The 301-nt window shown below is 50.2% G+C and carries 1 protein-coding gene; it reads right to left on the bottom strand.

The annotated features are described in order from the left end of the window. Positions 1-301 (bottom strand): S-type pyocin domain-containing protein (locus LO50_RS24505; protein WP_173425614.1); only part of this gene is annotated, 301 nt, incomplete at both ends.

Genomic DNA, 301 nt, shown 5'->3' with positions numbered 1-301 from the left:
ACCGTACCGGAAAGGTCAGGTGTTGCACTCAGTTTTTGCCGCCGCCTTGGTTTTACCTGAACAGAATTATCAAGCGCCTCTTGCCCGTTCTCTGGCCCCTTACTTTTGACGGTGTTGTCTCTTTTTCCATGATAAGCCGCAGGTTCAAAGGCTAAACTCACCACCACATACAGTGGTTGTATTCCCGATTCAGCCGGGAACACCAAGATGAAGTCCTTGTACTCAGGCGGGTAAATTGGATTTTCCAGCGCTTTCGCAGCTGCATCCGTTGCTGGATAAACCCAAATAGGTGGGACTTGCG

Source organism: Stutzerimonas stutzeri (genome assembly GCF_000935215.1).
Taxonomy (GTDB): Bacteria; Pseudomonadota; Gammaproteobacteria; order Pseudomonadales; family Pseudomonadaceae; genus Stutzerimonas.
The sequence above is the reverse complement of the archived record's forward strand: the minus strand, read 5'-3'. Positions and strand labels throughout refer to the sequence as shown.